Annotated in this window: 25 protein-coding genes; 16 read left to right on the top strand and 9 right to left on the bottom strand. The window is 58.8% G+C overall.

Annotated features, from left to right (window positions below):
• Positions 1–4: 4 nt before the first annotated feature.
• From COA55_RS01945 to COA55_RS01885, 13 genes are all read left to right on the top strand, one after another.
• Positions 5–796, top strand: a complete 792-nt coding sequence (locus tag COA55_RS01945; protein WP_290500368.1) for an outer membrane lipoprotein-sorting protein — start codon at positions 5–7, stop codon at positions 794–796.
• Positions 797–813: 17 nt separating this feature from the next.
• Positions 814–2,097: a hypothetical protein gene (locus tag COA55_RS01940; protein ID WP_290500366.1), complete on the top strand. Its 1,284-nt coding sequence runs from the start codon at positions 814–816 to the stop codon at positions 2,095–2,097.
• Positions 2,098–2,213: 116 nt separating this feature from the next.
• Entirely contained in the window at positions 2,214–2,870 is a 657-nt protein-coding gene (locus COA55_RS01935; RefSeq protein ID WP_290500365.1) for a TetR/AcrR family transcriptional regulator, read from the top strand.
• A 94-nt stretch (positions 2,871–2,964) separates the two neighbouring features.
• Complete coding sequence (locus COA55_RS01930; protein WP_063520895.1) at positions 2,965–3,435, top strand: L,D-transpeptidase; 471 nt, start codon at positions 2,965–2,967, stop codon at positions 3,433–3,435.
• Positions 3,435–4,481: a beta-N-acetylhexosaminidase gene (gene nagZ, locus COA55_RS01925; protein ID WP_290500363.1), complete on the top strand. Its 1,047-nt coding sequence runs from the start codon at positions 3,435–3,437 to the stop codon at positions 4,479–4,481. The genes COA55_RS01930 and nagZ overlap by 1 nt, the downstream gene beginning before the upstream one ends.
• A gap of 70 nt (positions 4,482–4,551) precedes the next feature.
• Positions 4,552–5,709 (top strand): mechanosensitive ion channel family protein, encoded by a 1,158-nt coding sequence (locus tag COA55_RS01920; protein WP_290500362.1) that lies wholly within the window; start codon positions 4,552–4,554, stop codon positions 5,707–5,709.
• Positions 5,696–6,268 (top strand): hypoxanthine-guanine phosphoribosyltransferase, encoded by a 573-nt coding sequence (locus COA55_RS01915; protein WP_290500361.1) that lies wholly within the window; start codon positions 5,696–5,698, stop codon positions 6,266–6,268. Before COA55_RS01920 ends, COA55_RS01915 begins: the two co-directional genes overlap by 14 nt.
• Entirely contained in the window at positions 6,268–7,011 is a 744-nt protein-coding gene (locus COA55_RS01910; RefSeq protein WP_063520891.1) for an S-methyl-5'-thioinosine phosphorylase, read from the top strand. Before COA55_RS01915 ends, COA55_RS01910 begins: the two co-directional genes overlap by 1 nt.
• 57 nt (positions 7,012–7,068) lie before the next feature.
• Positions 7,069–8,094: a CNNM domain-containing protein gene (locus COA55_RS01905; protein ID WP_290500360.1), complete on the top strand. Its 1,026-nt coding sequence runs from the start codon at positions 7,069–7,071 to the stop codon at positions 8,092–8,094.
• 39 nt (positions 8,095–8,133) lie between these two features.
• Entirely contained in the window at positions 8,134–9,102 is a 969-nt protein-coding gene (gene cysK / locus COA55_RS01900) for a cysteine synthase A (protein WP_063520889.1), read from the top strand.
• A gap of 149 nt (positions 9,103–9,251) precedes the next feature.
• Positions 9,252–9,530, top strand: coding sequence for a hypothetical protein (locus COA55_RS01895; protein WP_063520888.1), 279 nt, complete (start codon positions 9,252–9,254; stop codon positions 9,528–9,530).
• 103 nt (positions 9,531–9,633) lie between these two features.
• Positions 9,634–10,839: an NAD(P)/FAD-dependent oxidoreductase gene (locus COA55_RS01890; protein ID WP_290500359.1), complete on the top strand. Its 1,206-nt coding sequence runs from the start codon at positions 9,634–9,636 to the stop codon at positions 10,837–10,839.
• 115 nt (positions 10,840–10,954) lie between these two features.
• Positions 10,955–12,667 (top strand): alpha/beta hydrolase, encoded by a 1,713-nt coding sequence (locus COA55_RS01885; RefSeq protein WP_290500358.1) that lies wholly within the window; start codon positions 10,955–10,957, stop codon positions 12,665–12,667.
• Positions 12,668–12,695: 28 nt separating this feature from the next.
• On the opposite strand, the gene COA55_RS01880 is transcribed toward COA55_RS01885, so the two are convergent.
• Positions 12,696–13,112 (bottom strand): thioesterase family protein, encoded by a 417-nt coding sequence (locus tag COA55_RS01880; protein ID WP_290500357.1) that lies wholly within the window; start codon positions 13,110–13,112, stop codon positions 12,696–12,698.
• A 426-nt stretch (positions 13,113–13,538) separates the two neighbouring features.
• On the opposite strand from COA55_RS01880, the gene COA55_RS01875 reads away from it, so the two are divergent.
• Positions 13,539–14,465 (top strand): oxidoreductase, encoded by a 927-nt coding sequence (locus COA55_RS01875; RefSeq protein ID WP_290500356.1) that lies wholly within the window; start codon positions 13,539–13,541, stop codon positions 14,463–14,465.
• Between the two features lie 161 nt (positions 14,466–14,626).
• Positions 14,627–16,348: an alpha/beta hydrolase gene (locus COA55_RS01870; protein WP_290500355.1), complete on the top strand. Its 1,722-nt coding sequence runs from the start codon at positions 14,627–14,629 to the stop codon at positions 16,346–16,348.
• A 5-nt stretch (positions 16,349–16,353) separates the two neighbouring features.
• On the opposite strand, the gene COA55_RS01865 is transcribed toward COA55_RS01870, so the two are convergent.
• Positions 16,354–16,950, bottom strand: a complete 597-nt coding sequence (locus COA55_RS01865) for a peptidoglycan binding protein CsiV (RefSeq protein WP_290500354.1) — start codon at positions 16,948–16,950, stop codon at positions 16,354–16,356.
• 252 nt (positions 16,951–17,202) lie between these two features.
• Positions 17,203–20,682: a transcription-repair coupling factor gene (mfd, locus tag COA55_RS01860; protein WP_290500353.1), complete on the bottom strand. Its 3,480-nt coding sequence runs from the start codon at positions 20,680–20,682 to the stop codon at positions 17,203–17,205.
• Between the two features lie 108 nt (positions 20,683–20,790).
• Here mfd and COA55_RS01855 point away from each other — a divergent pair, with 108 nt between their 5' ends.
• A complete protein-coding gene (locus tag COA55_RS01855; protein WP_290500351.1) occupies positions 20,791–21,078 on the top strand; it encodes a hypothetical protein in 288 nt (95 codons plus the stop codon).
• Here COA55_RS01855 and COA55_RS01850 read toward each other — a convergent pair.
• From COA55_RS01850 to COA55_RS01825, 6 genes are read right to left on the bottom strand one after another with little or no spacing between them, the layout of a single operon-like run.
• The gene (locus tag COA55_RS01850) at positions 21,053–21,526 is read right to left on the bottom strand and encodes a GNAT family N-acetyltransferase (protein WP_290500350.1); all 474 of its coding nucleotides are present in this window, start codon (positions 21,524–21,526) and stop codon (positions 21,053–21,055) included. The genes COA55_RS01855 and COA55_RS01850 overlap by 26 nt on opposite strands.
• Positions 21,526–21,942 (bottom strand): tail fiber protein, encoded by a 417-nt coding sequence (locus COA55_RS01845; protein WP_290500349.1) that lies wholly within the window; start codon positions 21,940–21,942, stop codon positions 21,526–21,528. The genes COA55_RS01850 and COA55_RS01845 overlap by 1 nt, the downstream gene beginning before the upstream one ends.
• A gap of 8 nt (positions 21,943–21,950) precedes the next feature.
• The gene (locus tag COA55_RS01840; protein ID WP_290500348.1) at positions 21,951–22,361 is read right to left on the bottom strand and encodes a tail fiber protein; all 411 of its coding nucleotides are present in this window, start codon (positions 22,359–22,361) and stop codon (positions 21,951–21,953) included.
• 13 nt (positions 22,362–22,374) lie between these two features.
• Positions 22,375–22,788, bottom strand: a complete 414-nt coding sequence (locus COA55_RS01835; protein WP_082872413.1) for a tail fiber protein — start codon at positions 22,786–22,788, stop codon at positions 22,375–22,377.
• A gap of 7 nt (positions 22,789–22,795) precedes the next feature.
• Positions 22,796–23,569 carry a hypothetical protein gene (locus COA55_RS01830; protein ID WP_290500347.1) on the bottom strand — a complete coding sequence of 258 codons (774 nt, stop codon included), beginning with the start codon at positions 23,567–23,569 and terminating at the stop codon, positions 22,796–22,798.
• A complete protein-coding gene (locus tag COA55_RS01825) occupies positions 23,569–24,786 on the bottom strand; it encodes a hypothetical protein (RefSeq protein ID WP_290500346.1) in 1,218 nt (405 codons plus the stop codon). Before COA55_RS01825 ends, COA55_RS01830 begins: the two co-directional genes overlap by 1 nt.
• Positions 24,787–24,912 lie beyond the last annotated feature (126 nt).

The following is a 24,912-nucleotide window of genomic DNA, read 5'->3' as shown; positions in this document are numbered from 1 at the left end:
CTCCATGAACGTCCGTTTACTGCCCGCCGCTTTGCTAATGGCCCTGGCCGCGCCCGTCGTATTGGCCCAGACCCCGGAAGAGAAAGGCCTGGAGATCGCCCGGGAGGCGGATAGCCGTGGCGAGGGCTTTGGGGACTTTCAGGCCGACATGAAGATGGTTCTGATCAGCAAGAGTGGCCAGACCTCGGAGCGCGAGCTGCGCGTCAAGACGCTGGAAGGAACCGGTGAGGAAGAGGGCGACAAGAGCCTGACCATCTTCGATACCCCCCGTGACGTGCGCGGCACCGCCATGCTTACGTTCAGCTACAAGACCCGTGACGACGACCAATGGCTGTACCTGCCCGCGCTGCGCCGGGTGAAAACCATTGCCTCACGGAACAAATCCGGCCCTTTCATGGGCAGTGAATTCAGTTTTGAAGACATGCGCGGGCAGGAGGTGGAAAAGTACACCTACAAGTACCTGCGCGATGAACCCTGCGGCGAACTGACCTGTTTCGTGGTCGAGCGTTACCCGCAAGATGAGGATTCGGGCTACACCCGGCAGGTTTCCTGGATCGACCAGCAGGAATACCGGACCTGGAAAGTGGACTATTACGACCGCAAGAAAAGCCTGCTCAAGACGCTCACCGCCAGTGATTTTTCACAGTACCAGGACAAGTACTGGCAGCCCGGCAAAATGTCCATGGTCAATCACCAGACAGGAAAATCCACAGACCTGTTCTGGAGCAACTACCGTTATGGTACTGGCCTGAGTGAGTCAGATTTTAACAAGAACAGCCTGAAACGCGCCCGTTGATTTCTTCCGCCAAAAACATGAAGAACTGGCTGGTTACGGCATCGCTGCTGGCAGTGCCACTCGTCTCCTCTGCGTGGGAATTTCGCGGTGAAGTGGCGCTGGAAGGGCGTTATTTTACTCAGGACTCTCCCTATCCCCGGGCGGATTATTCCACCAATGGTTCCGGCTACATCAAGCCGGAAGTTTTCCATGAGTGGAACAATCGTGATGACCTGTTCACCTTTATCCCCTATGCCCGGGTGGACGAACACGATACAGAGCGAACCCATTGGGATATTCGCGAGCTGTCCTGGATTCATGTGGGCGATGGCTGGGAATCCCGGGTGGGCATTCGCAAGGTTTTCTGGGGCGTTACCGAAGGCCGCCACCTGGTGGATATCATCAACCAGACCGATCAGGTGGATCAGGTTGATGGCGAGGAAAAACTCGGCCAGCCCATGATTAACCTGTCCACGGTACGGGACTGGGGGATCGTTGATGTGTTCGTTCTGCCGGGTTTCCGTGAGCGTACCTACGCGGGTGAAGAGGGGCGTCCGCGTACACCTTTGCCGGTGTCCGATAACGCGCAGTACGAATCCTCGAAAGAAAACCAGCGTGTGGATTTTGCCATCCGCTACCAGCAGTACTTCGACAACGGGCTGGAGCTGGCCGTGTCGCATTTTTCCGGTACCAGCCGGGACCCGCTACTGATTCCGGATTCGCTGACGCTGGCCGAGCTGCAGGCACTGATTGCTACCGGGCAATTGCCGTCGGGTAGCGACCCGGAATTTACCCCGCTGTACAACGTCATCGATCAGACCGGCCTGGAGCTGCAATACTTGAACAGCGGCTGGTTATGGAAGCTGGAGGCGATCAGCCGATCCGGGCAGGGCGAGCGCTTTAATGCCGTGGATGGCGGTTTTGAATATACCCAGGTCGGGCTGCTCGATACGGCCACGGATCTGGGCTGGATTGTGGAGTACATCTGGGAAGACCGGGATGACAGTCTGGCGTCTCCTCTGGCCAGTGATGTGTTGCTGGGAACCCGGTTTACCTTCAACGACGTCGCTTCCACCGAGATACTTGCCGGCATCATCTATGACACCGAGGACGAGGAAAAAGCGATCAGCCTCGAGTCCAGCCGTCGTTTCGGCAACAGCCTGAAAGCCAGCCTGGAGGCCCGTTTTTATACCGATACCAGGAAGCCGCAAAGCGCCTCACAACTGTACCGGGATGCGCTGCGCAATGTGAATACCAACCCTGGGCTGGGGCCGATCAGTCGTTCTGACTTTATCCAGGCGGAATTGGTGTATTACTTCTAGAGCCGTGCTTGACGCTGGACGCCGAAAGCCTGACGGGAGCTGTCCCCTTTCTTCTTGACCCTCCTATCAGCCAAACGTATGTTTGAAACGTATGTTTTGAACGCACAGGGCAGGGTATGGCACAGGCGGGGACAGTAGACCGGATTCTTGATACCGCAGAGGTATTGTTTGCCCAGAAGGGCTTCGCGGAAACCAGTCTGCGTGCCATTACCAGCAAGGCCGGGGTGAACCTGGCAGCGGTGAATTACCATTTCGGCTCCAAGGAAGCGCTGATTCAGGCTGTTTTTGAACGGTTTCTGACACCGTTTAGCCTGGCGCTGGATGCCAAGCTCGACGAGATGGAAGCCTCCGGCATTCCCGATACCCCCGAAAATGTCTTGGGTATTGTGTTCCGCCTGGCGCTGGGTACACATCCCGAGGACCCCCAGCGAGCTGCCATCTTCTTCCGCCTTTCCGGGCAGGCGTACAGTCAGCCACAGAGCCACTTGCGCGAATATCTCCACCAGCACTACAGCGCCGTCTTTGCCCGTTTGCAGCGCCATCTGCAACAGGCGGTACCGGATGTGCCGCCCATGGAACTGTTCTGGCGCGTGCAGTTCAGCCTCGGGGCGGTCATTTTCACCCTGTCGGGCATGCAATCGCTGCAAAGCATCAGCAAAGCCGATTTCAATATGGACGCCAGCACGGCGGATATCACCAAACGCTTGCTGCCGTTTCTGGTTGGTGGCATTCAGGCGGAAGTGCCGGATCAGCCGTTGCATATGGGCAAGTAAAGGCGGCAACGCGTGAGGCTGGCCGGTTGCCTGGCCCGGTGATGAGGTAAGGGTTCGCGTTGCAACTTCGCACTTTCAACTTGAAACTATCCCCATGGAACTGATTATCAACTTGTCTGAACAATGGCTGGAGCTGCGTGGCACGCGGACCGAGCGCTTTGCGATTTCCTCCGCTGCTAACGGTGCCGGTGAAGCCATGGGGAGTGGTGCTACGCCCCGTGGTAGCCATGTGGTTCGGGCCCGCTTTGGTGCAGGGTTGCCGCCTGGGGCGGTACTACTGGGGCGGAAGTTTTCCGGCGAAGTATTCGACGCCGATCTGGGCGCCCGCTTCCCCGAACGTGACTGGGTGCTGAGTCGCATTTTGTGGCTTGGTGGCCTGGAACCGGGGCGGAATCTGGGTGCCGACGTGGATAGTTTCCGGCGCTTTATTTATATTCACGGCACACCGGACAGTGAGCCCATGGGCACTCCTGCCTCCCATGGCTGTATCCGGATGCGAAATGATGCGGTGATCCGTTTGTTTGACCAGGTGCCGGTGGGCACCCGGGTGACGATCATCGATTAATGTCTTCTGCCTACAAGGTTGCCATGTCTGCATCCGCCTCCCCGTTATTAATGCTCGACCTGGAAGGGCTTGAGGTCAGCGCCACGGAAAAAGACATGCTGGCACACCCCGGTGCCGGTGGTCTGATTCTGTTTACCCGTAATTATGCCAACCGCGAACAGCTGGCTGAGCTGGTACGCCAGGTTCGGGCTGTACGTCCGGACATGCTGATCGCCGTGGACCAGGAAGGTGGGCGAGTGCAACGCTTTCGCGACGGATTTGTTCGCCTGCCGCCCATGGCCGCGCTGGGGCAGCGTTATGACCAGTCTCCTGCAGAGGCCGTGCGTGAAGCGGCGCTGCTGGGCGAGTTGATGGCGTCGGAGCTGACCGAGCTGGATATCGATATCAGTTTTGCGCCGGTGTTGGATCTGGATTACGGCAACAGCTCGGTGATTGGTGATCGCAGCTTTCATGGTGATGCTGATGCCATGATCGCCCTGGCCGGGGCTTTTATCGATGGCATGAGTGCCGCGGGTATGGCCGCCACGGGCAAACATTTCCCCGGCCATGGCCATGTGGTGGCCGATTCCCATCTGGAATTGCCGGTGGACCCGCGCCCGCTGGCCGAGCTGGAGGCTGCCGACATGCGCCCCTTCATGGCGCTGGCCGCGAAACTGGACGGCATTATGCCTGCCCATGTGATTTATAGCGCGGTGGAGCAGCAGACTGCCGGCTTTTCCCGTTTCTGGTTGCAAACACAGCTGCGCGAGCGGCTGGGTTTCCGAGGGGTGATTTTTTCCGATGACCTGTCCATGGCCGGTGCTCACGGTGTGGGAGGTTATCCGCAGCGGGCACAGGCGGCCTTGGAAGCCGGTTGCGACATGGTACTGGCCTGCAATTGCCGCGAAGGGGCAGAGCAGGTACTCGACTTCCTGGGGACGCACCGGTTCCAGGGCCAGGTCCCGGCAGCCGGGCTGCGTGCGCGACCACGCTTGCCTATGGTGGCGGAGCGCAGGGCGGTTGCGACCGAGTTGGCTGTGGCCCTGCGTGAGCAGGGCATTACGTAAAACAGGCCTGCGTGAAAACTAACGAAAGAAACAGGCTCTAACTGAACAGTAAAAGCAAAGGAAGACATTAATGAACTGGGACTGGAATCAACTGCTGCAGTGGCCAACAGTCGAGACGCCAATGGATATCTGGCTGACTCAGCTATTTATCATCGTGCTGTGCACGGTATCCATCAACTTTATTCTGATGCGCATTATCGATGTGGCCGAACGGTTGATTGGCAAGACCGAGACCCTGTGGGATGACGCCTTGCTGGAAGCCGCACGTATCCCGGTTCGTCTGGTGTTCTGGGTGATCGGCTTGTCGGTGTCCATGGAGCTGCTGCAGGCGGTGTCCGCAGAGGAAAATGCCCTGTTTGAGTTTGTGCCTCAGGCACGCCGTATCGCTTTTATTATCATCATTGCCATGTTTCTGAGCCGGTTTATTTCCTATACGGAAAAGAACCTGATTGATCCGGGCCGTATGCGTAAACCCATGGATCAGTCCACTGCAGCGGCAATTGCAAAGTTGCTACGGGTATCCGTCGTTATTACGTCTCTGTTGATTATTTTGCAGACGATGGGTTACAGCATATCCGGTGTGTTGGCCTTTGGTGGTATTGGCGGCATGGCGGTGGCGTTTGCCGCCAAAGATCTGTTGGCCAACTTCTTCGGCGGCATGATGGTTTATTTGGACAAGCCGTTTCGGGTCGGAGATTGGGTGCGCTCACCGGACCGCTCCATCGAAGGGAGCGTGGAAGATATCGGTTGGCGCCTGACCCGCATCCGCACCTTTGATCAGCGCCCGCTGTATATTCCCAATGCCATGTTTACCTCCATCGTGCTGGAAAACCCGTCGCGGATGTACAACCGGCGTATCAATGAAAAAATCGGCATCCGCTATGATGACTGGCAGAAGATGCCGGGGATTGTGGCTGATGTGCGCACCATGCTGGTTGAACACGAAGATTTGGAAACGGAAAACCGTACCCTGATCGTGAACTTCGATAGCTACGGGGCCTCTCACCTGGAATTCTTTATCTATACGTTCACCAAAACCACCCAATGGGTGCAGTACCATGAGATCAAGCAGGACGTGCTCATGAAAATCATGAATATTGTCCACGAGCACGGTGCCGAGTTTGCGTTCCCCACGCGTACACTGCACCTGATCAGCCAGAACGATGATGCCCCGGCGACGGGCCTGGAAGATAACAACCCGGAGGAGGCACAGCATGTCCAGCGCTGATGAATTGCAACAGGAATTGATGACGGTTCGCCGTAATGCCATCGAACTGCATTCTGCTGATCAGGTGCAGGAAGCCATCGCCAAGCTGGCTTTCGAGGTGACTGAAGCCTGTTCCGGCAAGGTGCCGGTGTTCGTCACCATCATGAATGGCGGCATGATCTTTGCGGCGGAACTGGTCAAGCGTCTGGATTTCCCCCTGGAGATGGATTACCTCCACGCCAGCCGTTATCTGGGAGCCACCAGTGGTGGGGATGTGGAATGGATTGTGACACCCAGTGCCACGCTGGCCGGTCGCCATGTGGTGATTGTGGATGACATCCTGGACGTGGGTTCTACCTTGTTGTCGATTATTGAAGCCTGTAAAGCCCAGGGAGCAGCATCCGTGAAAACCTGTGTGCTGGTGGACAAGCAACACGACCGCAAGGCAAGGCCGGGCCTGAAAGCCGACTTCACCGCGCTGGAAGCGGATGATTATTACCTGTTCGGCATGGGCATGGATTACAAGGGATTCTGGCGTAATGCGCCGGGTATTTATGCGGTAAGAGAGAGCGATCTCTGATGTTGGCTTTCATTGGTGGTACCGGCCTCACGCGCATGGACAACTTGCGCATCATCAAGACTCACACGGTGGAAACCCGGTTTGGTTCCCCTTCCGCACCGGTAGTGGAAGGGGAGCTGGATGGCCAGAACGTCCTGTTTCTCGCTCGCCATGGTGATCCGCACGTATTGCTGCCGCATCAGGTGAATTACCGTGCCAATTTGGCCGCGCTGAAAGAGGCCGGCGCCACAGCGATTGTGGCGGCCAATGCGGTGGGCGGTATTACCGCCCAGGCGCCCACCGGTGCGCTGGTGCTGCCGGATCAGATTATTGATTACACCTACGGCCGGGAGATGACCCTGTTCGACGACCTGGATGAACCCCTGGTGCATGTGGACTTCAGCTGGCCGTTTGATGTGACATTGCGCAATGCCCTGAAAGCCCGCCTGGCGGCGGCTGAGCTGAGCTGGAATGATGGCGGCTGCTATGGCGCAACACAGGGGCCGCGGTTGGAAACGGCCGCTGAAATTGCCCGCCTGGAGCGTGATGGCTGCGATATCGTCGGCATGACCGGCATGCCTGAAGCGGTGCTGGCCCGGGAGCTGGGATTGCCTTATGCCATGCTGTCTCTGGTGGTCAATCCGGCGGCCGGCAAGTCCACCCATGAAATTACCATGGCGGAAATCGAAGCGGTCATCCACGATGGGATGGCCAATGTTCGCCAGTTGCTGGCGGACTTTGCGCGGCATTATTCGCCGTCATAACCTCAATTCAAGCAGCCGGTTTATCCGGTTGCTTGCTGTCATAAGGAGCATGCATCGGTGACGTTGCTGATTATATTCGCCACCATTTCTATCGGTTTTTCCTTTGTGTGCTCCGTGCTGGAAGCGGCACTGCTATCCATTACGCCCAGTTTTATTGCCGGCCTGCGCGACAGCAACCCGAAGCTTTACAAGAGCCTGCGTGCGTTCAAGGATGATATCGACAAGCCCCTGTCTGCCATTCTGACTCTTAACACCGTGGCGCATACGGTCGGCGCCACCGGCGTCGGTGCCCAGGTGGCAGTGGTGTTCGGGGAAGCCTGGCTGGGGGCCGCGTCGGGAATCATGACGCTGGCGATTCTGGTGTTCTCCGAGATCATTCCGAAAACCATTGGCGCGAAATACTGGCGTTCACTGGCACCGATGCTGCCGCCCACGCTCAAGGTCATCATGGTGTCGCTGTTGCCTTTTGTCTGGCTGTCCAAGCTGATTACCAGTCGTATTGGTGGCAACGAGCATGATGTGGATGTGCGGGCTGAAATTCGCGCCCTGGCAGACATGGGTGAGGACCAGGGCGCCCTGGATGACGATGAACACCGGGTGATTCATAACATCCTGCGCCTGCACGATATCCGGGTGGGCGCCATCATGACCCCGAGCACGGTTTGCCGGGTGGTCGAGCCAGGCCTGACCGTCCGCGAATTCAAGGAACGTGAAAAGGGGCAGCCGTTTTCCCGTTACCCGGTGATGAGCGCCAGCGGTGAAGCGAAAGGGTATATCCATAAATCCGATTTACTGGATAGTGGCCCGGACCAGACCATGCAGACGCTGGCCCGTGAAGTATCCATGGTGCATACCACGCTGAATATTGAAGACTTGTTTAGCGCCATGTTGACCCAACGTCAGCATATGGCGGTGGTTTATGATGACCACGGCACCTGGGTGGGCCTGATCACCCTGGAAGATATTCTGGAAAGCATCCTGGGCCGTGAAATCATGGATGAAACCGATAACGTGGCCGACCTGCGCCTGTATGCGCGCCAACGCTGGAACCGGCGGCTGAAAAAGCAGGACAAACCACAGTAAGGCATTGCGCAACGCGCGCCGAGAATGGAGGAGAGCATTATGACCGGCATTTACCAAGACAATAGCGAAACCATCGGTAACACCCCCCTGGTGAAGATCAATCGCATCAGTCAGGGCAATATTCTCGCCAAGATCGAATCCCGTAACCCGGCCGGCAGTGTGAAGTGCCGGATTGGCGCGTCCATGATCTGGGACGCAGAGAAGAGCGGCAAACTGAAGCCGGGTATGACCCTGGTGGAGCCCACCAGCGGTAATACCGGTATTGCTTTGGCCTATGTGGCGGCGGCCCGGGGCTACGATCTGGTGCTGACCATGCCGGACTCCATGAGCCTGGAGCGCCGCAAGATCCTCAAGGCGCTGGGCGCCAAACTGGTACTGACGCCTGGCCCGAAAGGCATGCCCGGTGCGATTGCCAGGGCGGAAGAGCTGGTACAGGAAAACCCGGACAGCCATTTGATGCTGCAGCAGTTCAATAATCCGGCCAACCCTGACATCCATGAAAAAACCACCGGCCCTGAAATCTGGGACGCCACCGGTGGTGATATTGACGTGCTGGTTTGTGGCGTTGGCACCGGAGGTACGATTACCGGTGTCTCCCGTTTCATCAAAAACGAGAAGGGCAAGGCGATCACTGCCGTGGCGGTGGAGCCAGACTCCTCGACCATGATCTCTGCTGCCCTGAAAGGGGAAGAGCCCACCCATGGCCCCCACAAGATTCAGGGCATTGGTGCTGGTTTTGTGCCGAAGAATCTGGATATGGCAGTGGTGGACCGGGCGGAGCAGGTCAGCAACGAAGATGCCATGGAATGGGCCCACAAGCTGATGCAGGAAGAAGGTATTCTGGCCGGTATTTCCTGTGGGGCGGCCATGTGTGTGGCGGATCGCCTCAGCCAGCAGCCGGAGTTTGCCGGCAAGACCATTGTGGTGGTGCTGCCGGATTCCGGCGAACGTTACCTCAGCTCCCCCCTGTTTGCCGATACCTTTACCGAACAGGAGCTCGGCCAGTAGCGCCGGGTGTCGCTGCGTGCCCGGGTATCCCTTGCGGGTTAACCCGGGCGACGTGCTGTACTGCCAGGGGCAGGCAGGGTATAAAGGCACGATAAGCCCGAAACGGGCAGTTAGTTTTCCGCCTTGAGGCGGGCTATTGGGGGAACACCATGAAGAGCACCCTGAAATACCTCGCAGTCATGCTCTGCGGTGCCACATTGCTCAACGGTTGTTATTTTGAAGAAGATGACATCAGCAGCAGTGACCGGCAGGAGCCACTTCCTATCGTGAACAATGATGCGCCGCAAGGTACACGCGTGGTGCCGGGCGAGCAGGTCATGAGCAGCGGTCGCCACCGTAACGACATTCAGGTGGCCAACGGCGCTGCCGCGATCAAGGCGAGCAGCGAACATTACAGCACCACCGCCGAAATCTCCGTTATTCAGTAATCGCCGGCCTGGGCCGTAAACCTGCCTGCCGTACAAGCCACACCGATGGCACCGGCGGTGCATCCCCGTTATCCTTGCCGGCCGGATTCAGGCTGGTGGTTTCATGTCAGGTAAAACAGGGGCAGGCACAACCGAGGTAGATGTGGTCGTGATCGGTGCTGGCGCAGCCGGGCTGATGTGTGCGGCCACGGCAGCGTATCAGGGCCATCGGGTGTTGGTGCTGGACCATGCCAACAAGGCTGGCAAGAAAATCCTCATGTCCGGTGGTGGTCGCTGCAACTTCACCAACCTGAATACCACACCGGAGCATTTTGTCTCCGCTAACCCGCATTTCTGCAAATCGGCTCTCAAGCGTTACAGTCCCTGGCACTTTGTGGAGCTGGTGGAACGTCACGGCATCGAACACGTGGAAAAAGCGCCGGGGCAATTGTTCTGTGCGGACTCCTCCAAAGATATTCTTGGCATTCTGCTGACGGAATGTGAGTGGGCCGGAGCCGAGATCCGCTTAAAGACTGATATTCGGCGCGTCAGACAAACGGCATCAGGCTTTGCGTTGAGCGCCAGTGGGGGCAGCGTTCAGTGTACAAAACTGGTGGTGGCCTGCGGCGGCCTGTCGATCCCCACCATGGGTGCCACCGGCTTCGGGTACCAACTGGCGGAACAGTTCGGGCTGGACGTTTTGCCCACCCGTGCCGGGCTGGTACCGTTTACCCTGCAACCGGATGACAAGGCCTGGCTGGCCGCCCTGTCTGGCATCAGCACCGATGTGGTGGCGCAAACCGCAGGTGCATCCTTTGCCGAGCCCATGCTGATTACCCACCGTGGCCTGTCCGGGCCTGCCATGTTGCAGGTATCCAGCTTCTGGACGCCGGGACAGCCAGTGACGGTAGATTGGTTACCCCAGGTGGCGGACCCGTTTGCGCAGTTGGTGGAGGAGCGGCGAGAGCACCCTAATCGTGGCCTGGAGCGTTGGCTGCGCCAGTATTTCTCCCAGCGTCTGGCCGCTGCACTGGCCGATCAATTCGGCTGGCAGGGCAATCTTCAGCAGTTCAGCAATGAACGGCTGGCAAGTGTTGCTGCGACGCTGAAAGGCTGGGCGTTCAAACCCTCGGGCACGGAAGGCTATCGCACGGCGGAAGTGACCCTGGGCGGGGTGGACACCGATGCGATTTCCTCAAAAACCTTTGAAGTCAAAACGGTACCCGGGCTGCATTTCATTGGTGAGGTGCTGGATGTGACCGGGCAGCTGGGCGGGTTCAACTTCCAGTGGGCGTGGGCCAATGGCTGGTGTACGGGGATGGCGCTGTAAGTCATGCCTTGGTGGGCGATTGAATGAGGCGAACGGTGGACTGAATCGCTTGCCCCTCTGATACCCCCTTCCTATTATGGTGATGACGAGGCGTGGTCGGGTAGGTGGGGTGGTGGTGAATGACACGGATAATGACGAGCTGATTGGTCAGATTTACGAGACGGCGCTTTCCCCGGGCGACTGGGTGGATCTGGTCGATACCATTACCAGCTGGACAGATGTTCCCTCAGGCCCATCACCGGAATCGGTGAGTATCGCTATTGATAACAGAAGAACGCCTGCCGAAGTCGAAGTACTGATCAATCATCTGGATCGCGCCGTGCGCAGTAGTGCGTATATGCATGCACTAGAGGACCGCACCCGTATCCTCAACGACATGTACAACCAGATGCCCTGGCCCATGCTGATGCTCGATGAGCAAATGTGTGTGCTCGAATGCAACCCGGTAGCGGAACAGGCCTTGTCCAGTGGGCCGTTGGAGATTCTGCCGGACGGGTCTTTGCAGTTCAGTGATCGTGAACTGCGCCAGTCCCTGAAGCGGGTAATTTCACTGGAAGCAGGGCGGGAAACGCAGCTTCTCAACTCCCGGCAGGACTCGGTTTCCTTACTCTGCCTGCCGGTGGAAAAGTCCGATGCGCCAGGCAGCATTTCCCAGGTACGCACCATTGTCTGGGTGTTGGCCGGGCAGAGCATGGTGACGCCCTCGCCGGAGATGCTCCGGTCCGTCTTTCATATTACCCATGCCGAATCCCGTCTACTGCACCTGCTGTGTAAAGTGGGCAATCTGAACCAAAGTGCCGAGCTGCTCAATATCAGCGTGCACACGGCCCGCACCCAGCTCAAGTCCACCATGAGCAAGCTCAACGCCAGCAGCCAGGTGCAATTGGTCAGTCAGGCCATGGGGCATGCCCTGGTGCAGGCAGCCCGGTTGCCGCATGTGCAGGCTGAACGGGAATTTACACTGTCGTTACCCGACGGCCGGGTACTCAGTTGGTACGAGTATGGCGATCCGAGTGGGCGCCCGGTACTGACGCTGGATAACCTGGGGGCTGCGGTGCCCGACCATACGTTTTTTGATGGCTGGTACCGGGAAAAAGGTTTGCGCATGATCATGATCGTGCGCCCCGGATATGGCATTTCTACCTACAAGAAGAACTTTGAATTTCGGGATTTTGCTGACGATATTCTGGCCCTCTGTCAGCACCTGAAAATTCAGCGGCCGCCGATGGCGGCGTATTGTGGGGGTGGTCCCTATGCCCTCTGCGCCGCAGCTACGCATCCGGAAATTTTTGAGCGGTTGGGTATTCTTGCCAGCACCGTCCCCATTGAGCATTTTGAGCTGGATAAACTGGACCGCTTACACAAGATGTTCCTCCGGCTTTTTCGTCGCGACCCACGTTTGTTTGTGTTGATGGGCCGGCTCGGCTTGCGCGGCGTGCAACATGCGCCGGAAAAGTATTTTGCCAAGCTGGCCAAATCGCTCTGTCAGCATGATCAGGACGTGCTGGGTAATCCGGATCTACTGGGCCGTTTAATCAAGTGTATGCGGCGGAGCCATTTCCAGGGCGCAAAAATTCTTATCGATGAATACCTGCGTCTGCAGTTTCCCTGGAAAGTGGATCTGGGGGATATCTCCATTCCTGTGCTTCACTGGCACGGTGAAGACGACCGGATTATCTCTATCGGTAGTGCCCGTGGTCTGGCGTCCGAGATCCCCGGCGTGAGATTTCGCAGCTTTTCAGGATTGGGGCGTTTCATGATCTATGCCGTCTGGGAGGACTTTCTCAGCGAGTTGCTGGAATTACCGGCGGATACGGAAAACGGGTAACCGTCCGCAGGGAGTATTCGGTAGCGCCTTAGACAATACCGGGGAACTTTGCCTTGAAGTCATCGGGCACGGGCATCACGCCGTGGTTCTGGTGATCAAAAAACACGAAGCCCTGTTTGGCTAGCACCACCAGTTGCCCGCTGGGTTGTTTGGTTACCCGAAAAATCAGGTCCGCTCCGTACTTGTTGAAATCCATCAGCCCCACTTCAAACTGCAAATCGTCCTGCGCAAAGCTCTCGGCACGATAACTGGCTACCAGGTCGGTCACCACAATGCGCTCCTGGCTGTAATCGATATCGCAGAAGAATCGGTAGCGAGCTTCGGAAAGCAGCGAAATCATCTGATCATTGCCCACATGTTTACCGGTATTCAGGTCGGTCATGCGCACGTTGATAGTGTGGGTGTAAAGAAACTGTTCGGGCAAATCGAGTGTAACGCGTGCCATGGGGTGAGACTCCGGTGGAGTGGGGGTGGGGGCTTATTTTAGGTTCTTCGCGGGTTAGAGTGAAGAATACGCTATTTGCCGTTTGATGGGTTTATCACGAATACCCGGCATTTTGCCGAACGCTCGACGCCGGATGTCTGACGTAAAACCCCATGGCCTGAGAGGTTGTCGTTATTGCGACATCCTGCTTTGAGGGGCACTTTGAAGAAGGGCCAGGGTCATGATTCAGGCAATTGTGAGTAAGGCATTTTGCGCAGAGAGCATGGCGGCCAAGGTTTTTAGGTTTTGAAGGCAAGCGTCCGCCGTAGGGCATCCGGCGTCCAGCGGTTGCCTGGCAGCGATCTGACTAATTGGCCCAACAGGAACGTGCTACCGTTCTGGCGACGGCGAACAATACTGCCAACATCCATAAACCAAGGACGAGCCATGGCTAAATCCAGCTGGCGCCCAGCACATATTCCTGACCTTACCGGCAAGACCATAGTGGTCACCGGTGCCAACAGTGGTATTGGCCTGGAAGCGGTGAAGCTGTTTGCCGCCAACGGCGCAGAGGTGATCCTGGCATGCCGAAATACGGCCAAGGCGGAAGCAGCGGTGGAGCAGGTCAGAGAACGGACTCCAGATGCCAGGTTGATTGTCATGTCGCTGGATCTGGCGGATCTGGCATCGGTAAAGGCGTTTGTTGTGGCGCTGAAAGAACGTATCAGCACGCTGGATATTCTGCTCAACAACGCGGGTTTGATGGCGCCGCCGCTACAGCGCACCAAGGATGGCTTTGAAATACAGTTTGGGACCAATCATCTCGGGCACTTCGCGCTTACCGGTCCCTTGCTTGATCTGCTGGACGCGGCGCCGGCCCCGCGTATCGTGCAGATCTCCAGCTTGGCGCACCGTAGCGGAAAGATCATGTGGGGGAATCTCAATGCGGAGAAGCGTTATTCCCGCTGGCCGTTCTATTGCCAGAGCAAGCTGGCCAATCTGATTTTTGCCAAGGATGTGCACCGCCGTTTGCGCAAACGCGGCTCAAACATTCAGGTAATGGCAGCCCATCCTGGCTACTCGGCGACCCATCTGCAGGACACCATTCCCGGCGGCGGGCTGTTCAACAAATTTATGGCCCAGCCGGCAGAGATGGGCTGCCTGCCGGGGGTGATGGCGGCCACCAGCGATGATGTGATTTCCGGAGGTTATTACGGCCCGGATGGAAAAATTCTCGAGCTGCGAGGCTACCCGGCACAGGCCTTTGCCCGAAAAATCACGGATAACGAAGGCCTGGCGCAACGGTTATGGGACGAGTCCGAACGGCTCACGGGCGTTCGCTACCTGAATACACAAGGAGAGGACGAAGCATAAGCCGTGATGTTTGAAAGGCGTGCCGGCAGCTATGTGGTCGAAGATGCTGGCACGTTGCCAGTCCCTCCCACGCTTCAGGATTCCCTTTTCATCTCCTTTTGGTTGCCGCTTACCAGGTCCCTGCCTATGCTATTTCATGGCTAACCGAATCGGGGACGGTTTTGAAAAACGACAATGATGCATTGATCGGCAAGATCTATGAAACCGCGTTATCCCCGGGCGACTGGGTCGAACTGCTGGATACCATTGCCGGTTGGACGGAGGTAGAAGAGGGCTCCCTCATCGAGCAGGGGGCTGCAGAATCGGCTCTGGTGCCTGGCCCGGCACCGCGTCGTGCAGAAGTGGAAGGCCTGATTTCGCACCTTGAGCGAGCTGTACGCTCCAGCTCCTATATGCATGCGCTGGAAGACCGCACCACCGTGCTCAATGCCATGTACAACCAGATGCCCTGGCCCATGCTGATGCTGGGTGAGCAATTGCAGGTGCTGGAATCCAATCCGGTGGCGCAGCAGGTGCTGGCGGATGGACCTGTCCAGCTGCGCGCAAACGGCACCTTGAGTATTGCGGACAGGGAGCTGAAACAGGCTCTGGAGCGGGTAAACCGGCTCGCGGAAGGACGAGATACGCAGCTGCTCACCTCGCCTCAGGACGGCATTTCTTTATTGTGCCTGCCGGTGCAAAAATCGGATGCGCCCGGGTCGATCGCCCAGGTGCGCACCATCGTCTGGGTGCTGGCGGGGCACAGCGTAGTGACACCGTCGCCAGAAATGCTGCGCTCCGTGTTCAGTATCACGGAAGCAGAATCCCGGTTGTTACACCTTCTGTGCAAGGTTGGAAATCTCCAACAGAGCTCGCAATTGCTGAACATCAAGATTAGCACTGCCCGCAGCCAGCTGAAATCGGTTATGGGAAAGCTCAACATCACCAGCCAGGTGCAGCTGGTTAGCCATGCCATGGGGCATGCGCTGGTGCAGGCTGCCCGCTTGCCCCGATTGCAGGACGAAGACGAAGAGCACACCGTCACCCTTGCAGATGGGCGGGTGTTGAGCTGGTATGAGTATGGTGACCCCAAGGGCAGGCCGGTACTGACGCTGGAGAATCAGGGGGCGTCAATGCCCGACCATACCGTGTTTGAAGACTGGTACCGTGAGCGCGGCCTGCGAATGATTTTGATCGTCCGGCCCGGCTATGGCATTTCCACCTACAAGCGTAATTACCAGTTCAAGGATCTTGGCCGGGATATCCAGTTTTTGTGTGAGCACCTGCATATCCGCAAACCGCCCATGGCGGCGTACTGTGGCGGTGGCCCTTATGCACTGTGTGCAGCGGCGCTCTATCCGGAGCTGTTCGACCGGTTAGGCCTGCTGAGCACGACGCTGGCGGGAGATCACCTGGAGCTGGACAAGCTGGAACCCATTCATCGGATGAGCCTGCAGATTTCCCGCCGCGATCCTCGCCTGTTCATGTTGGTGGGACGGCTGGGGGTGCGTGGGGTACAGAAGGCCCCGGAACGCTTCTACAAGATGCTGGCGCGGGGCATGTCAGCGTCGGACCAGGCGGTGTTCAACAATCCTGATCTGCTGGCGCGGACCATCAAGCGGACTCGTCGAGGCCATTTTCAGGGCGCGCGCATCATGATGGAAGAGTACCTGAATCATCTCAAACCCCTGGGGGTGGATCTCAAGCAGATTACCGTGCCGATCCTGCAGTGGCACGGTGAAACCGATGGCATTATTTCCATTGATGGGGCGCGTCACCTTGCCGCAGATTTACCGAACGTGCAGTTTCGCAGTTTCCCCGAACAGGGGCACTTTATGATCTACGAACTGTGGCAGGATTTTTTGACCGAGCTGCTGGAACTGGATGCTCCTGCGTCGGCCTGAGGTGTTCAGGCCCGCGTAATGCGGACCAGCATGCCGAACAGGGCATGGTCGAAATAGTACACCTGGTGGCCCGCAAGGCGTCGCTTCTCGTCAATGTCCACGTACAGGCGCTCGCCGTTACTTTCCGTGTTAAACCAGATCTGTGGTGTCACATGGAGGTAGCGGGATTTGCTGAACTGCAGGGTGCCTTCCAGTTCCGGTATTTCACCGTCTGCCGTGGGCAGTGTCTGCCCGCCGCGCACATAGACCGGCAAGGTTTCCGCCTTGCTGCCGATGGGCTGCTCCCAGGCGGCATGATACAGCTCGCGGTAGTCGCCGGTGCCTTCCATGCGTTCCAGCATATAGCGAAGCACTTCGTCATCCTGGGACAACGGTTGCCAGGCGCCCCGGGCAATGGCATCCGGGTCGGCCATCTCGCTGGCTTCTGGTTGGCCAATGGGCACGGCCTGTGAGGCGTAGTGAGGCTGCAGGCCGGTGGCCCAGATTTCTTCACTGCTGGCGTTGTTTTGAGCAAACACCAGCACTTCCACTTTGTACCAGCTTTGTGCGATGGCGGTGTTGCCAAACAGGACCAGAACAACCAACAGTAAAGCGCGATGCATTGAACACTCCTTGTTTCGCCTTATAACGCCGAATGCATAACGCACGACGCCGGATGCCTAAACCCTGACCCCAAGATCAAAACCCTGTTTTCCGGTTTTATTGCATCTGGCGTCATGTGTCTGGCGTTTAATATGGGGGCCGACTATACCCCAATCAGCCAGGATTGCTCACGGGCGATGGGGCGATCGGCACGGATTTTGTGACAAGAGTGCGATTTGAGCCGCTCTCCGACGTGCTGGTTGAATGTGTATTCAGCCAGCGGCGCCTGTCTGGATGCTTTGGGCCGCGAGGCGCGTGAGCAGTTCCTGCACCACCTGAATACGTTCTTCCGCTGTCTCGCTGTCTTCCACAAAGCGCAGGGCGTTGGCACCTTCCAGCTTGAAGCGGTTGGGGCCGGACTGGACCAGTTTGACAATGGTGAGCGGGTCCACCGGGGTGCGCTCGCCGAATTCCAGTTTGCCGCCGGTGGCGTGGGCGTCCAGGCGGATAATGCCCAGCCGCTCTGCCTGCTGGCGTAGCTCGGTAACGGCAAACAGGTTTTTCACCGGCTCTGGCAGCAGGCCAAAGCGGTCGATCATTTCTACTTGTAGTTCTTTCAAACCCGCACGGGTTTTGCAGCCGGCGATGCGCTTGTAGAGCGTGAGGCGGCCGAACACATCCGGCAGGTAGTCTTCCGGGATCAGTGCGGGAATGCGCAGGTTCAGCTCCGGGCCACCGCTGAGCGGCTTTTCCACGTCCGGTTGCTCGCCGCGTTTCAGCGCTTCCACTGCTTGCTCAAGCATTTCCATGTAGAGGCTGAAACCGATGGTTTCGATATTGCCGTGCTGCTCTTCGCCGAGTAGCTCGCCAGCACCGCGGATTTCCATGTCCTGGCTGGCGAGCATAAAGCCGGCACCCAGGTCGGTGGCTTGCTCGATGGCTTCCAGCCGTTTGATGGCGTCCTTGGTCATCACCTTGGGGCTGGGGGTAATCAGGTAGGCGTAGGCCTGGTGGTGACTGCGGCCCACCCGACCACGGAGCTGATGGAGCTGGGCCAGGCCAAGCTTGTCGGCGCGATCGATGATGATGGTGTTGGCGCTGGGCACGTCGATACCGGTTTCGATGATGGTGGTGCTCACCAACACGTTGAAACGACGGTGGTAGAAGTCGCTCATTACCGCTTCCAGTTCCCGCTCGCGCATCTGACCGTGGGCAATACCCACACGGGCATCAGGGACCAGCTTGCGGATGTCCGCGGCGGTTTTCTCCATGGTGTCGATATCGTTGTGCAGGTAATACACCTGCCCGCCCCGCAGCAGTTCACGCAGCAGCGCTTCCTTGATGGCGGTATCGTTGTGCTGCTGCACAAAGGTCTTCACGGAGAGGCGTTTTTGCGGCGGTGTGGCGATGATGGAAATATCGCGCATGCCGCTCATGGCCATGTTCAGGGTGCGCGGAATCGGGGTGGCGGTAAGGGTGAGAATGTCACACTCGGCACGCATCTGTTTCAAGCGTTCCTTGTGGCGCACCCCGAAGCGGTGTTCTTCGTCGACAATAATCAGGCCCAGATTGTCGAAGGCCACGGTTTCCTGGAGCAGCTGGTGGGTGCCCACCAGAATATCCACCTTGCCTTCCTTCAGCCGTTGCAGCACTTGGGTCTTTTCCTTGGCACTGCGGAAACGGGACAGCACTTCGATATTCACCGGCCAGTCGGCAAAACGGTCAGTGAAGGATTCGTAATGCTGTTGGGCGAGCAGGGTGGTGGGGACCAGTACGGCCACCTGGGTCTGGTTTTCCACGGCCACGAAGGCGGCGCGCATGGCCACCTCGGTCTTGCCGAAGCCCACGTCGCCGCAGACCAGCCGGTCCATGGGCTGGCTGGATTGCATGTCCGCAACCACAGACGCAATGGCGGCCTGCTGATCCGGGGTCTCCTCGAAGGGAAAGCCGGCGCTGAAGCGATCGTAGTCGTTCAGGTCCACATCGAACTGGCGGCCTTCACGGGCCTCGCGGCGGGCGTAGGTGTTAAGCAGTTCGGCGGCCACGTCATGGATTTTTTCGGCGGCTTTCTGGCGGGCCTTGGTCCATTGCTCGGTGCCCAGGCGGTTCAGTGGCGCGGTGTCGCCGCCACCGTAACGGCTGATCAGGTGCAGAGAGGAAACCGGCACATAGAGCTTGTCGCCGCCGGCGTATTCCAGCAGCAGGAATTCGTGTTGCTGGCGGTGCACTTCCATGTGGGTGAGGCCGAGATAGCGGCCCACGCCGTGTTCCAGATGGACCACGGGGGAGCCCACGGTCATTTCCCCCAAAGAGCGGAAGGCCTGTTCGGCGGCGCCATCGTCGCTGCTGGATTTACGGCGCCGGCGTTGCAGCACCCGTTCGCCGTACAGGTCGTTTTCGGTGACCACTAACAAGGCGTGTTCCGGGGCGTAGAAACCGGCGTCCAGCTCGCCCCGGGTCAGGCTCCAGCGCGCCGGGTTGGCGATGAAGTCCGGCCAGTTGTCTTTCATGGCCGGCTGGATCTGAATTTTCTGCATCAGCTCCAGCAGCGCTTCCCGTCGCCCGGCGGTTTCCGCACAGATCAGGATATGGGTTTCCGGGCGCGCGTCGGAGAAGGTATGCAGCAGGGCAAGCGGATTATTGGCGCGCACATCGGCGGTGAGTGCGGGCATGGGCGCCACATCAAAGTGAATGGCCTGGTCCGTGCCGGGCGCCTCGCTATGGGCCTGACGCGCGCGCGGGTGCTGTTTCAGGGCCGCGTTCAGTTCGTCCGGGCGCAGGAACAGTTGCCAGGGAGCCAGAATCGGGCGGTGAATATCGTGGCGGCGGGATTCGTGGCGTTGTTCCACATCCTGCCAGAAGTGTTCGATGGCGTTTTGGCAGTCGGCCAGTTCTATCAGCCGCACATCGTCGGGCAGGTAATCGAACAGGGTGGCCATCTGTTCGAAAAACAGCGGCAGATAATATTCCAGGCCGGGGGCTGCCAGGCCGTCCGTCACGTCTTGATAGAGGGGAACGTGACGGGTATCCACATCGAAAACATCTCGGAAGTTGCTGCGGAAGCGGGCGATGCCTTCGGCACTGAGGGGGAATTCCGCCGCAGGCAGCAAGGTGATGTCGTCCACTTTGCCGGTGGAGCGCTGGCTTTCCGCTTCAAACAGGCGAAGGGATTCGATTTCATCATCGAACAGTTCGATACGGAATGGCTGCTCGGCGCCCATGGGGTAGATATCCATGATCGCGCCGCGTACGGCAAACTCGCCGTGCTCGTACACGTTGTCGCGCTGCCGGTAGCCGCTGGCGACCAGCCGGCTGCGGGTGGCTTCCATGTCGAAGCGATCGCCCACCTTGAGCAGGAAGCTGTTGCCGGTGATGTGGATCGGCGGCGCCAGGCGCTGCATTAGCGTATTGACCGGCACCACCAGAATGCCCTTGTGGGTGGTGGGCAACTGGTGCAGTACCTGAATGCGGTCGCTGATGATGTCCTGGTGGGGGCTGAACAGGTCGTAGGGCAGGGTTTCCCAGTCCGGGAACAGCATCACCGGCGTGTCGCTGCCGGCCAGATAGAAGCTCAGGGAGTCGGTGAGCTGCTGGGCGCGGCTGCTGTTGGGCGCCAGGATCACGAACAGGTGGTCTTCGCTGCGGGCCAGCTCGGCCAGTACGGCGGCCATGCTGCCGGCATTGAGGCCGGCCCAGTCCTTGTAGTGCTCTCGCCCGCTGGGAAAGAGGTTGCTGTCGGGGAGTAGCTTCATCGAGACCCGTTCCTGCGCATTCGGTGAGATATCAGGCGGCGTATTGTAGCCAAGGGTGACGGTGCCGTCAGCGCCGTCTACACTGCGGGCATCATTTGGGGAGGTGGCATGATCACATTACAACAATGGAAAGATTGTGAAGGGCAGACTTTCGCGCTGGAAAATGGCGATAGTTTGACGCTGGCAGAAGTGAATGTGCCGGTGTCTCCCGAGGGGTGGGAGTGCTTTTCCCTGCTGTTCGCGGGCCGGTTACAACTGGAGCAAGGCGCGGTGGTTATGCGCAACGAGATGCTGGGTGAGGCGTCCGTGTTTCTGGTGCCGGTGGGGCCGCTGGGCGCCAGCGATGGCACCTGCCATTTCGAGGCGGTGTTCAATCGTCAGCTTGCCAGCGCATAAGCAGGTAGACGCCCTTGTCTTCCTGCTCCTCAAAGCCCAGCCGAAGATAGAGTCGCCGCGCCGGGTTATTGGTTTCCACGTGAATAGTCAGGGGTTTGCCGGCCTGGCGAGCCCGTGATTGCAGGGTGGAGAGAATCTGTGACCCCAGCCCGGTACCGCGAAAGGCGGGTAGCAGGGCGATGTCCACAATGCGAATTTCCTGTTCCCAGTCCGAGACATACATCCGCCCGGCGGTCTCCCCGTTTAATTCGATCAGGTGCCGTTCCGCTTCCGGGTAATGCTTGAGGTAGTGTTCGTGCTGCGCCTTGGCCTGCAGGGCCAGAAAGGCATCCTGCTGCGCCTGGGGCCAGCCGGTCTGCGCCACTTCTTCCTGGCGGGTGCTGGTGTAGATGGCCAGTAACATCGGCGTGTCGCTGGCACTGACCGGGCGTAAACGGTAGCTGTGCATTACGAGCGGGAAGGGTAAATGCCGACCAGGGCCACAATGAAATGCACAAACAATTGTGGGGTTAGCGACTCTGCGTTAACAGGAAGTGCCTCCCAGGTCTGTTGTGTTTTCCCCAGGCCGCGATCAATGTTGACGCTGGTGGTGGCTGCAACCGAACCACTGGCATTGCTGCCACTTTTGGCGCCCAGACGAACCGGCGCAAGCCCCGGGCCCGTGCCCGCGTGCACCGGGGAGCGCCCACGGCAATCCGGCAAACCGAAAGTGGTTCTGCCGTCGCCACCATAAATGGTGCCGAACAGGGAAAACAGCGCATCGTTCTGTGATACGGCCAATATCTGGCCATCGCAGAATGCCCAGCCTCGCGGCGCAAAATTGCCGGCATACATGCGAATCTCGCCGATAAAGGGTTCAGACATAGGAGCCTCTAGGTTCTGCTGGGGAAAAGCCCTTGCAGGGCGATGGCAAAGTTCAGCGCGATGGAGTCCATCTGCGCGCCCCGGGTGGCAACGGTGGTGGTGTTCAGCGTGCTGCCCAGGTTGCGATCCAGGGTCAGGCTGTCCAGGGTGTCTCCGTCGCCGGCAGGGCCGGTTGTGTTCGTCGTTCCCCCTTTAGCGCCGAGATTGATGTTACTTGTTTCAATATGCATGGGCGTGCGGCCACGCAGGTCCGGAAGCGCAAAACTGGTTCTGCCGTCGCCGCCGTAGGTGGTACCCAGCAGAGAATAAAGGGATTGATTCTGGTTGATGGGCAGAATCTGGCCATCACAAAACGCCCAGCCTCGGGGCGCAAAGTTGAAGCCGTAAATGCGGATTTCAGCGAGAAAGGGTTCGCTCATCAGTAAATGACTCCTAGCCTCTGGATGGGTAGAGCCCTTGCAGGGCAATAATGAAATTCAGCCCCAGATAAGGGTGGCGCTGATCGCCCGCAGGTATTTTGGCGGCCACGCTGCGGGTGGTCTGACTATTGCCCAGGTTACGGTCAGGCACGACGCTCTGTACCACGTCTACCGGGTTGTTTGCGGCCACCTGACCAAGGCGATAGTTTGGCAGTCCGGGGCCTCTGCCGGGATGTGCGGGTGCCCGGCCTTGCAGGTTGGGCAGGGCGGTGGTCGAGCGGCCATCTCCTCCGTAAGTGGTGCCAATCAGGCTGAACAACGCGGTGTTCTGGCTGATCGGCAGCAGTTGCCCATTACAAAAAGCCCAGCCGCGTGGGGCAAAGTTACTCGCAAAGATGCGGATTTCGGCGAGAAAGGGTTCGCTCATAGTGACCTCATACGCTGATCAGCAAGTTACTGCCCGGTTGCCAGCTCAAGTGAGCCAGCTGCTGAGCGCCGGTTTGGGGGAGTGTCAGTAGCGGGCTGGAACGATCTGCCCAGCAGAGCTGCTTCTGGCAACGGTCCATGATCAACAGCTGGCCGTTTACCGCGGCCAGGCCGCCGGGCATGGTTAGTGTGCTGACCTCACTGCCCAGGCTGTGGCCCGCCAGGGTGAAGTGGTGCAGCCGTCGATCACCGAGGGTGAGCAGGGTGATACGCTCTCGGGTTTTGGCCAGTGAGGCGGGACCATTCAGGGGCAGGTCGCTCTCCAGCCAGGTTCTGGTTTCATTGCGGATATCCAGTCGCATCAGACGATGGCCATGTACATCCGCGATCACGGCATGATCACCATTGAGGACAAAATCGGCAGGTTCCAGCAGATCGGTCAGATTGATGTGGCGGGCCAGGGTGCCGTCGGGCCGGAACCAGCTTAGCCGGCGCTGACTGCGGTCCAGCAAGACGGCGTTATCACCGTCCAGGGCCGCGGCCACGATGCGGGTTTCGTTGGCTGCACCGGTGGTCAGGTTGATGGTACTGCCATGGCGATACCACAGGGCTTGCCGGCCATGGTCGCTGATCTGCAGGCGCTGGTTCTTCCCCAGGGCAATCGCTCGCGCCGCACTGACCAATTCCACGCGGGTTGCCGTGGTGCCAGCGACCAGAGGGGTGCTGAGCAGTATTCCGGCCGCGCCGCCTGCCGCGATAAACTGCCGTCGCGTGATAGCCATTAGTTGGCTACCGCGCAAGTGATGGTGATGGCGCTGGGCGTAGCGGCTGCGCCAGTCTGCCAGGTTTCGCAACTGCCGCTCCAAGTGCCGGCGGCACTGGGGTAGCTGTTAGTAATGTAGCTATTGCTGGCGCACTGAACGCCGCCGGCGAGTACTACGCCACTGTCACATTGACAGCTTGTCGCACTGGTACAGGCCTTTTGAGCAACATTGCTGGTGCTGAAAGTGCCGGCAGGGCCGGTCATGCCGGTGGGACCCATTGGGCCAGGGGGGCCCATCATACCCGGAGTGCCTATGGGGCCTTGGGGGCCAGTGTCGCCGATAGGACCCGCAGGCCCCTGGGTGCCGGTATCCCCTTTGGGTCCGGTGGCGCCATCAGCACCGGTGGGACCTTGCGGGCCGGCAGGGCCTYGCGGTCCAACTGCGCCAGTGTCACCGACGGGACCCGCGGGCCCCTGGGCGCCGGTATCCCCTTTGGGTCCGGTGGCGCCATCAGCACCGGTAGGACCTTGCGGGCCGGCAGGGCCTTGCGGTCCGACTGCGCCAGTGTCACCGACGGGACCCGCAGGCCCCTGGGCGCCGGTATCCCCTTTGGGGCCAGTTGCGCCATCAACACCGTCTGCGCCAGGAGGCCCCGCGTCACCGGTATCACCCTTGGGGCCAATCAATCCGCTATCCGGCCCAACCCACTCGCCGAATTCATTAATGACAAGGTCATCGGCGATGCTGATTGTGCGCGGTGTTATGTCGCCATTAACTTGTTCGGCTTCACGCGCCTGCAAGGCGTAGGGGACGCTACCGGTGGTAACCGCAAGGCGTGGCGTCATTTCGCTGTCGCCATCGATGGCCAGGCCCAGTTCTACCTGATCGCTGCCGAGTAAATCCTCGGGTAGCGGGTTGCTGGCGTCGTCGCCGAGAACCACGCTATAGCGGCCGTCTTCTGCGGTAATTACCTGGGTTTCAGTCCACAGTACCGCCCCGAGCCCCTGGGGGTCGGTGACTGTGCCGCCAGCGGTTTGATAGTCCGTGGTTCGCCCGGACATATCGTAAAGGGTAACCACCACATCAAAGGTACCGTGCAGGGGGCGCAGCGTGCTGATATCAGTGAGATACCCCTGCACGACCAGGCGGGAAGGAACCTCCGCATAAGCGGAAGGTGTTGAAAACGCGCAGAGAAACACCACTGCCGTCAGGCAATGGCGGAGTGATTGAAGCATCAGATTGTCCCCCAAGAGATGCAGAAGGTCAGGCCTTCTTTCGTCGTTGTGCATATATTAGGCAATTTATTGCCAAGCAAACAAGCTGTATCCGCTATTGCGCCTGCCTACTTTCCAGTATGCCGT

This window comes from Alcanivorax sp. (genome assembly GCF_002733835.1).
GTDB lineage: Bacteria > Pseudomonadota > Gammaproteobacteria > Pseudomonadales > Alcanivoracaceae > Alcanivorax.
This window is presented reverse-complemented; position numbering and strand designations above follow the sequence as displayed.

What these genes read in the sequence shown, in the direction of transcription:
- COA55_RS01895 (WP_063520888.1), top strand. Translation starts at nt 9,252, where the DNA reads ATGAAGAGCACCCTGAAATACCTCGCAGTCATGCTCTGCGGTGCCACA.
- COA55_RS01880 (WP_290500357.1), bottom strand. Translation starts at nt 13,112, where the DNA reads ATGGCACGCGTTACACTCGATTTGCCCGAACAGTTTCTTTACACCCAC.
- COA55_RS01850 (WP_290500350.1), bottom strand. Translation starts at nt 21,526, where the DNA reads ATGCACAGCTACCGTTTACGCCCGGTCAGTGCCAGCGACACGCCGATG.
- mfd (WP_290500353.1), bottom strand. Translation starts at nt 20,682, where the DNA reads ATGAAGCTACTCCCCGACAGCAACCTCTTTCCCAGCGGGCGAGAGCAC.
- COA55_RS01915 (WP_290500361.1), top strand. Translation starts at nt 5,696, where the DNA reads ATGTCCAGCGCTGATGAATTGCAACAGGAATTGATGACGGTTCGCCGT.
- COA55_RS01830 (WP_290500347.1), bottom strand. Translation starts at nt 23,569, where the DNA reads ATGGCTATCACGCGACGGCAGTTTATCGCGGCAGGCGGCGCGGCCGGA.
- cysK (WP_063520889.1), top strand. Translation starts at nt 8,134, where the DNA reads ATGACCGGCATTTACCAAGACAATAGCGAAACCATCGGTAACACCCCC.
- COA55_RS01890 (WP_290500359.1), top strand. Translation starts at nt 9,634, where the DNA reads ATGTCAGGTAAAACAGGGGCAGGCACAACCGAGGTAGATGTGGTCGTG.
- COA55_RS01920 (WP_290500362.1), top strand. Translation starts at nt 4,552, where the DNA reads ATGAACTGGGACTGGAATCAACTGCTGCAGTGGCCAACAGTCGAGACG.
- COA55_RS01930 (WP_063520895.1), top strand. Translation starts at nt 2,965, where the DNA reads ATGGAACTGATTATCAACTTGTCTGAACAATGGCTGGAGCTGCGTGGC.
- COA55_RS01840 (WP_290500348.1), bottom strand. Translation starts at nt 22,361, where the DNA reads ATGAGCGAACCCTTTCTCGCTGAAATCCGCATTTACGGCTTCAACTTT.
- COA55_RS01910 (WP_063520891.1), top strand. Translation starts at nt 6,268, where the DNA reads ATGTTGGCTTTCATTGGTGGTACCGGCCTCACGCGCATGGACAACTTG.
- COA55_RS01835 (WP_082872413.1), bottom strand. Translation starts at nt 22,788, where the DNA reads ATGAGCGAACCCTTTCTCGCCGAAATCCGCATCTTTGCGAGTAACTTT.
- COA55_RS01945 (WP_290500368.1), top strand. Translation starts at nt 5, where the DNA reads ATGAACGTCCGTTTACTGCCCGCCGCTTTGCTAATGGCCCTGGCCGCG.
- nagZ (WP_290500363.1), top strand. Translation starts at nt 3,435, where the DNA reads ATGTCTTCTGCCTACAAGGTTGCCATGTCTGCATCCGCCTCCCCGTTA.
- COA55_RS01875 (WP_290500356.1), top strand. Translation starts at nt 13,539, where the DNA reads ATGGCTAAATCCAGCTGGCGCCCAGCACATATTCCTGACCTTACCGGC.
- COA55_RS01845 (WP_290500349.1), bottom strand. Translation starts at nt 21,942, where the DNA reads ATGTCTGAACCCTTTATCGGCGAGATTCGCATGTATGCCGGCAATTTT.
- COA55_RS01855 (WP_290500351.1), top strand. Translation starts at nt 20,791, where the DNA reads ATGATCACATTACAACAATGGAAAGATTGTGAAGGGCAGACTTTCGCG.
- COA55_RS01935 (WP_290500365.1), top strand. Translation starts at nt 2,214, where the DNA reads ATGGCACAGGCGGGGACAGTAGACCGGATTCTTGATACCGCAGAGGTA.
- COA55_RS01865 (WP_290500354.1), bottom strand. Translation starts at nt 16,950, where the DNA reads ATGCATCGCGCTTTACTGTTGGTTGTTCTGGTCCTGTTTGGCAACACC.
- COA55_RS01940 (WP_290500366.1), top strand. Translation starts at nt 814, where the DNA reads ATGAAGAACTGGCTGGTTACGGCATCGCTGCTGGCAGTGCCACTCGTC.